The sequence below is a fragment of the Streptomyces sp. P9(2023) genome, from assembly GCF_032436795.1.
Classification (GTDB): domain Bacteria; phylum Actinomycetota; class Actinomycetes; order Streptomycetales; family Streptomycetaceae; genus Streptomyces.
In genome coordinates, this window is record NZ_JAUPWM010000415.1 from 1 (window position 1) to 277 (window position 277).

Annotated in this window: 1 protein-coding gene; it reads left to right on the plus strand. The window is 67.1% G+C overall.

The genetic code is table 11. The annotated features are described in order from the left end of the window. Positions 1 to 265: hypothetical protein (locus Q5762_RS38160; RefSeq protein ID WP_315896905.1), on the plus strand; the 265-nt coding region annotated here is incomplete at its 5' end. Positions 266 to 277: the final 12 nt, after the last annotated feature.

Below are 277 nucleotides of genomic sequence, written 5' to 3' on the forward strand. Positions count from 1 at the left end.
GCTGCTGTCGCTCCAGGACGGCGCACAGGCGCTCGCGGAAATAGGCTCGGTTCGGCAGGTCGGTCAGCGGGTCGTGGTGCGCCATGTGGGCGATCCGCGCTTCGACGGCGCGCCGCTCAGTGACGTCCTCGGCGATCCCGAGCAGGTATTGCGGCCGTCCCGCCTCATCCGCGACGGACAGCTGCTTGATGTGGAGGAGGCGTTTTCCGTTGGCGGGTGTGTTGATCTCGCGCTCTTCGACGAGAGCGCCGCCATCAGACGTTAGGAGAACGCGCTC